This is a genomic window from Pseudomonas syringae, from assembly GCF_021605415.1.
Classification (GTDB): domain Bacteria; phylum Pseudomonadota; class Gammaproteobacteria; order Pseudomonadales; family Pseudomonadaceae; genus Aquipseudomonas; species Aquipseudomonas syringae_S.
Genome location: NZ_WKEQ01000044.1, coordinates 36,434 through 42,901 on the forward strand (window position 1 = coordinate 36,434; position 6,468 = coordinate 42,901).

Sequence of the window (6,468 nt, forward strand, 5' to 3'; positions counted from 1 at the left end):
GGGTTACGCGGCGATGCGCAGGTTTTGCAGGACGATCGGGCGAGCCCAACCGTTATCGAAATCGAGGGCTTTCTGTTGTTCGGCCATGTCCTCAGGCGAGAACGGCGGGAACGGGTTGTTGAGCAGGTCGAGGTCGAACTCGGCAATTGGCAGGTACAGCGGTCGTTTTTGCGGCGCGGCGCCCGGCTCTGGCACCGGCTGACCGTTGGTGAGCACGATTGGACGAACCCAGCCGCTGTCGAAGTCCTGCTGTTTCTGTTGCGCGGTGATTTCTTCCGGCGGGAACGGTGGGAACGGCTTGTCGGCCAGCTCCATTTCGAATTCGGCAATCGGCAGGAAGAGAGGCTCCGGCGGACGCACCGGGGTCTCGGTCACGTCGCACTGGCGCTGGCTGACAATGTGCGCGTGCAAATCGCTGCCAACGGTCGGCTCATTCGGGCTGTCGAGATCGACGTCGGGAAAAGTGCCACAGGCAGGCACCACATCACTCGACTGTTCGGCCATCGCCTGGGCAAAGAAATCCTGCCACAGGTGACTGACGCCGCTCAGTGCTTGAGTGTTTTGACGGCTGAAATCGCCATGAGACGAAATGTAGCCAATCGATGTGGGAAGAATGCCTGACATTTTTTTCGGTCGACGCTCAGCTCTGGCAAAATGCGCATTGATTGGGTTATCGGCCGTTTTTGCCGATCCTTAACTTTTTGAGCGTGTTTTCCATGATCGAGCAACCTGCGGCCTGCCGCATCCACGTCGAGGCCCTCGGCGCGACTTACGAGCCGCACGCCGAACAGTGGGCCGAACGCCTCGGCCTGCCGCTGCAAATCGCTGACGCTGAGTTTGCCTTGCAGGTCGGCGAGCAGGGTTTGCAGCTGCAACAGCTCGGGCCCGACGCGCCAGGGCCGGTGCGGGTCGACTTCGTCGAGGGCGGTGCGGCCCATCGCCGTTTGTACGGCGGCGGCAGCGGTCAGATGATCGCCAAGGCAGTCGGCATCGCCCAAGGGGTACGCCCGCGCGTGCTGGATGCGACGGCAGGGCTGGGTAAGGATGCGTTCGTGCTGGCAAGCCTGGGTTGCGAGATGAGTCTGATTGAGCGGCAGCCGTTGATTGGTGCGTTGCTGGAGGACGGTCTGGCGCGGGCGGGGGAAGACTTCGACGTTGCGCCGATTGTGGCGCGGATGAAGTTGCTCAAGGGCGACTCCATTGAGGTGATGCGCCAATGGGAAGGCGAGCCGCCCCAGGTGATCTACCTCGACCCGATGTTCCCGCATCGTGAGAAAACGGCGCTGGTGAAGAAGGAAATGCGTTTGTTCCGGCCGCTGGTGGGCGATGACCCGGACGCACCGGCATTGCTCGAAGCGGCATTGGCATTGGCCACGCATCGGGTGGTGGTCAAGCGCCCGCGCAAGGCGCCGTGCATCGAAGGGCCAAAGCCGAGTCATGCGCTGGACGGCAAATCCAGCCGATATGACATCTATCCGAAGAAAGCGTTGAAGGGTTAATAGCAGCTGCAAGCTGCAAGCTGCAAGCTATAAGCCGCAAGCGTCGATGCGCCGTTGCTTGTGGCTTGCAGCTAGAGGCTTGCTGCTGCCTCTACCCTGAAGGCTTTCATAAACAACGCCACTACTTCCCGCACATGGCGCTCCGCCTCTTCGCCGGTCAACGGTTCACCGCAGCCATACAGCAAACGGAAATTCCCCGCGCCTTTGAGCAGGCAGAAGAAGTGCTCGGCGGCATTGCGTGGCTTGTCAATGCTCAACGCCCCCGTCTCATGGATCCGCGCCAGCAAGCGCTCCATGCCCTGAAGCATTCGCTCGGGGCCGGCTTCGAAGAAAATCTGCGAAAGCTTCGGATCCTGGCTGCCCAACGCCATGATCAAACGGTGCAAATTCACCGACTCATCGCTGTTAATCAGCTGATGAAAGCCTCGCGCAATGTTCAGCAACACACTTTCCACCGCGATGCCGTCCGGTAATTCAAAGAACATCGGCGGTAATTGTGCTTCACATTTGGCCACGACAGCGGCGCTGAACAGCGTTTCCTTGTCGTTGAAGTGGCTATAAACCGTGAGCTTTGATACGCCGGCCTCGGCCGCCACCGCGTCCATGCTGGTGTTGGCGTAGCCGTTACTCAGGAACAGGATTTTCGCCGCTTCGAGGATGGCCTGGCGCTTGGCCGGATCCTTCGGGCGACCCGGACCGTTTGGAGCTGAAAGATTGTTCGACATTCTTCGCTTTTAATACTGGACTGGTGAGTTTGCTATTAATAACATACCCGCCAGTATAATTATTCCAAGCACCATTAGCGAAAGGTCCGTCATCATGTTCCGCCATGCCTTGCCCCTCGCGTTGCCAGTCAGTCTGGCTTTTTTATTGTCTGCGTGCGGTCAGGAAGAGGTAGCGCAAGTTGCCGTGCGACCGGCCATGGTGGTGCAACCAGAGCCTTCGGCCCAGGCGATGGAAAGTTACCCGGGCGAGGTGCGTGCCCGTTACGAGCCGGATCTGGCGTTCCGTATCGGTGGCAAAGTCAGCCGACGACTGGTCGAAGAAGGCCAGCGCGTGAAGGCCGATCAACCCCTCGCTGAACTCGATCCGCAGGATGTGCGCCTGCAACTCGAAGCCACCCGCGCCCAAGTCGCTGCGGCAGAAGCCAATCTGAATCTCGTACGTGCCGAGCGTGATCGCTACAAGACGTTGATGGAACGTCAGATGGTCAGCCGTTCGCAATACGACAACTCGGAAAACCTCTATCGCTCCGGCGAAGCACGTCTTAAACAAATCAAAGCCGAATTCAACGTCTCGTCCAACCAGGCCAGTTACGCCGTGCTGCGCGCGCCACAGGATGGTGTAGTCGCCAAACGTCTGGTGGAAGTCGGCCAGGTGATCGCTGCGGGGCAAACCGTGTTTACCCTCGCCACCGATGGCGAGCGCGAAGTGTCGATCAGCCTGCCGGAACAGAGCTTTGGCCGCTTCAAGGTCGGCCAGCCGGTATCGGTGGAGCTGTGGACGCAACCGAATCAGCGCTTCCCCGGACAGATTCGCGAGCTGTCACCCTCGGCCGATCCGAAATCCCGCACCTTCGCCGCACGTATCGCTTTCACCGCAGGAAAAGTCCCGGCGGAACTTGGCCAAAGCGCCCGAGTGTTCGTGCAGACCGCTGAGGTGATCCCGCTGTCCGTGCCGCTTTCGGCCCTGACGGCTGAAAACGGCGCGACCTATGTCTGGGTCGTCAGCGCCAACAACACGTTGAAGAAAACCCCGGTGCGCATCGGGCCATTCGGTGAAAAAACCGTGCCGGTGCTCGAAGGCCTCAGCGCCAGCGACTGGGTGGTGGCCGCCGGCGTCCATGTGCTGCTGGAAGGGCAACAGGTGCGACCGGTGGATCGCTCCAACCGTGTGGTCAATCTGGCGGACAAGGAGTAAGCCCCGATGCGCTTCAACCTCTCCGAATGGGCGCTGCGTAATCGCCAGATCGTACTGTTCCTGATGCTTTTGCTGGCGATTGTCGGCGCGTTGTCCTACACCAAACTGGGGCAGAGCGAAGACCCGCCGTTCACCTTCAAGGCCATGGTGATTCAGACTCGCTGGCCCGGCGCCACGGCCGAGGAAGTCTCGCGCCAGGTCACCGAGCGCATCGAAAAGAAGCTCATGGAAACCGGCGAGTACGAACGCATCGTGTCGTTCTCCCGTCCCGGTGAATCCCAGGTTACGTTCATCGCCCGCGACTCCATGCATTCGGTGCAGATTCCCGAGCTCTGGTATCAGGTGCGCAAGAAGGTCAGCGACATTCGCCAGACCTTGCCGCCGGGCATTCAGGGGCCATTCTTCAATGATGAATTCGGTACGACCTTCGGCAACATCTACGCGCTGACCGGCGACGGTTTCGACTACGCCGTGCTCAAGGATTACGCCGATCGCATCCAGATCCAGCTGCAACGGGTCAAGGACATCGGCAAGGTCGATCTGCTCGGTTTGCAGGACGAGAAAATCTGGGTCGAGCTGTCCAATGTCAAACTCGCCACCCTCGGCCTGCCGCTGGCAGCCGTGCAACAAGCGCTGGAAGAACAGAACGCCGTGTCCACTGCCGGTTTTTTCGAAACCGGCAGCGAGCGATTGCAGTTACGGGTCTCGGGAAATTTTCAGACAGTTGATGAGATAAAAAACTTTCCTGTCCGGGTCGGTGATCGTACGTTCCGTATCTCCGATGTCGCTGACGTGCGTCGTGGGTTCAACGATCCTCCGGCGCCGCGCATGCGTTTCATGGCCGAAGATGCGATTGGCCTCGCGGTGGCCATGAAGGATGGCGGCGACATCCTCGTGCTCGGCAAGGCGCTGGAAGTCGAGTTCGCCCGCATCCAGAAAAACCTGCCGGCCGGCATGCAGTTGCGCAAGGTCTCCGACCAACCGGCAGCGGTGAAAACCGGGGTTGGCGAGTTCGTCCAGGTGCTGGTCGAGGCCTTGGCGATTGTGTTGCTGGTGAGCTTCTTCTCCCTCGGCGTGCGCACTGGCATGGTCGTGGCACTGGCGATTCCGCTGGTGTTGGCGATGACCTTTGCCTGTATGTATTACTTTGGCATCGGTCTGCACAAGATTTCCCTTGGCGCGCTGGTGCTGGCGCTGGGATTGCTGGTGGACGACGCGATCATTGCCGTGGAAATGATGGCGATCAAAATGGAGCAGGGCTTCGACCGGATCAAGGCCGCGAGCTTTGCCTGGACGAGCACGGCGTTCCCGATGCTCACCGGTACGTTGATCACTGCCGCCGGTTTTTTGCCGATTGCGACGGCGCAGTCCGGCACTGGCGAATACACCCGTTCGATCTTCCAGGTAGTGACCATTGCGCTACTCGCCTCGTGGGTCGCAGCGGTGGTGTTCGTGCCGTACCTGGGGGAAAAACTCCTGCCGGATCTGGCGAAAATTCATGCGGCCAAACACGGTTCGACTGACGGCAAGACCGACCCTTACGGCACGCCGTTCTATCAACGGGTTCGGCGAGTGGTCGAGTGGTGTGTGCGTCGGCGTAAAACCGTGATTGTGCTGACGGTGCTGCTGTTCGTCGGTTCGGTGGCGCTGTTCCGTTTCGTGCCGCAACAGTTCTTTCCGGCCTCCGGACGCCTGGAGTTGATGGTCGACTTGAAGCTCGCCGAAGGTGCCTCGTTGAGCAACACCGCCGCCGAGGTCAAACGCCTCGAAGCGTTGCTTAAGGATCATGCGGGCATTGATAACTATGTGGCGTATGTCGGCACCGGTTCGCCGCGTTTTTATCTGCCGCTGGATCAACAACTGCCGGCGGCGAGCTTCGCTCAGTTCGTGGTGTTGGCGAAAACCATCGAGGAGCGCGAAACCCTGCGCGCCTGGCTGATCGATACCCTCAACGAGCAGTTCCCGGCCCTGCGCTCTCGGGTCACGCGACTGGAGAACGGTCCGCCAGTCGGCTACCCCGTGCAGTTCCGCGTCACGGGCGAGCATATCGAAGAAGTCCGCGCGTTGGCGCGCAAGGTCGCGGCCAAGGTTCGCGAAAACCCGCATGTGGTCAACGTGCATCTGGACTGGGAAGAACCGAGCAAAGTCGTCTACCTGAACATTGATCAGGATCGTGCCCGGGCGCTTGGCGTGAGCACGGCGAGTCTGGCCAGATTCCTCCAGAGTTCGTTGACCGGCTCCAGTGTCAGTCAGTACCGCGAAGACAACGAATTGATCGAAATCCTTTTGCGCGGCACCGTGCATGAGCGTACCGAACTGTCACTGTTGTCGAGTCTGGCAGTGCCGACCGACAACGGCCGCAGCGTGGCGTTGTCGCAGATCGCGACGCTGGAATACGGCTTTGAAGAAGGCATCATCTGGCACCGTAATCGCTTGCCCAACGTCACCGTGCGTGCAGACATTTATGGCAAGGAGCAACCGGCGTCGCTGGTGAAGCAAATCATGCCGACGCTCGATCCGATCCGTGCCGAATTGCCGGACGGTTATCTACTGGATGTCGGCGGAACGGTGGAAGATTCCGAGCGTGGACAGAAGTCGGTGAACGCCGGCGTGCCAATGTTTATCGTGGTGGTGCTGACGTTGTTGATGCTGCAACTGCGCAGCTTTTCGCGCACGGCGATGGTGTTTCTGACGGCGCCGCTGGGGTTGATTGGGGTGACACTGTTTCTGCTGGTGTTCCGTCAGCCGTTCGGGTTTGTGGCAATGTTGGGGACGATCGCGCTTTCAGGGATGATCATGCGCAACTCGGTGATTCTGGTGGATCAGATCGAGCAGGATATTTTGGCGGGGCTCAGGCCTTGGCAGGCAATTATCGAGGCAACGGTTCGGCGTTTCAGGCCTATCGTGTTGACTGCGCTGGCGGCGGTGTTGGCGATGATTCCCTTGTCGCGCAGTGTGTTCTTCGGGCCGATGGCGGTGGCGATCATGGGCGGGCTGATTGTGGCGACGGCGTTAACGCTTTTGTTTCTGCCGGCGTTGTATGCGGCCT

General features: G+C 59.9%; 5 protein-coding genes. 3 read left to right on the top strand and 2 right to left on the bottom strand.

The window, feature by feature from the left end; all coding sequences use genetic code 11:
- Window positions 1-3: 3 nt before the first annotated feature.
- Window positions 4-624 carry an energy transducer TonB gene (locus GIW69_RS23280; RefSeq protein WP_236485112.1) on the bottom strand — a complete coding sequence of 207 codons (621 nt, stop codon included), beginning with the start codon at window positions 622-624 and terminating at the stop codon, window positions 4-6.
- Between the two features lie 92 nt (window positions 625-716).
- On the opposite strand from GIW69_RS23280, the gene GIW69_RS23285 reads away from it, so the two are divergent.
- Window positions 717-1,499, top strand: a complete 783-nt coding sequence (locus GIW69_RS23285; protein ID WP_268946548.1) for a class I SAM-dependent methyltransferase — start codon at window positions 717-719, stop codon at window positions 1,497-1,499.
- 71 nt (window positions 1,500-1,570) lie between these two features.
- Here GIW69_RS23285 and GIW69_RS23290 read toward each other — a convergent pair whose 3' ends face one another.
- Complete coding sequence (locus tag GIW69_RS23290; protein WP_236485113.1) at window positions 1,571-2,224, bottom strand: TetR/AcrR family transcriptional regulator; 654 nt, start codon at window positions 2,222-2,224, stop codon at window positions 1,571-1,573.
- 94 nt (window positions 2,225-2,318) lie between these two features.
- Between GIW69_RS23290 and GIW69_RS23295 the strand changes: the two genes are divergently transcribed.
- Complete coding sequence (locus tag GIW69_RS23295; protein ID WP_236485114.1) at window positions 2,319-3,419, top strand: efflux RND transporter periplasmic adaptor subunit; 1,101 nt, start codon at window positions 2,319-2,321, stop codon at window positions 3,417-3,419.
- A 6-nt stretch (window positions 3,420-3,425) separates the two neighbouring features.
- Window positions 3,426-6,468, top strand: a 3,043-nt coding sequence (locus GIW69_RS23300; RefSeq protein WP_236485115.1) for an efflux RND transporter permease subunit, incomplete at its 3' end; no start/stop codon positions are given.

What these genes read in the sequence shown, in the direction of transcription:
- GIW69_RS23280 (WP_236485112.1), bottom strand. Translation starts at nt 624, where the DNA reads ATGTCAGGCATTCTTCCCACATCGATTGGCTACATTTCGTCTCATGGC.
- GIW69_RS23285 (WP_268946548.1), top strand. Translation starts at nt 717, where the DNA reads ATGATCGAGCAACCTGCGGCCTGCCGCATCCACGTCGAGGCCCTCGGC.
- GIW69_RS23290 (WP_236485113.1), bottom strand. Translation starts at nt 2,224, where the DNA reads ATGTCGAACAATCTTTCAGCTCCAAACGGTCCGGGTCGCCCGAAGGAT.
- GIW69_RS23295 (WP_236485114.1), top strand. Translation starts at nt 2,319, where the DNA reads ATGTTCCGCCATGCCTTGCCCCTCGCGTTGCCAGTCAGTCTGGCTTTT.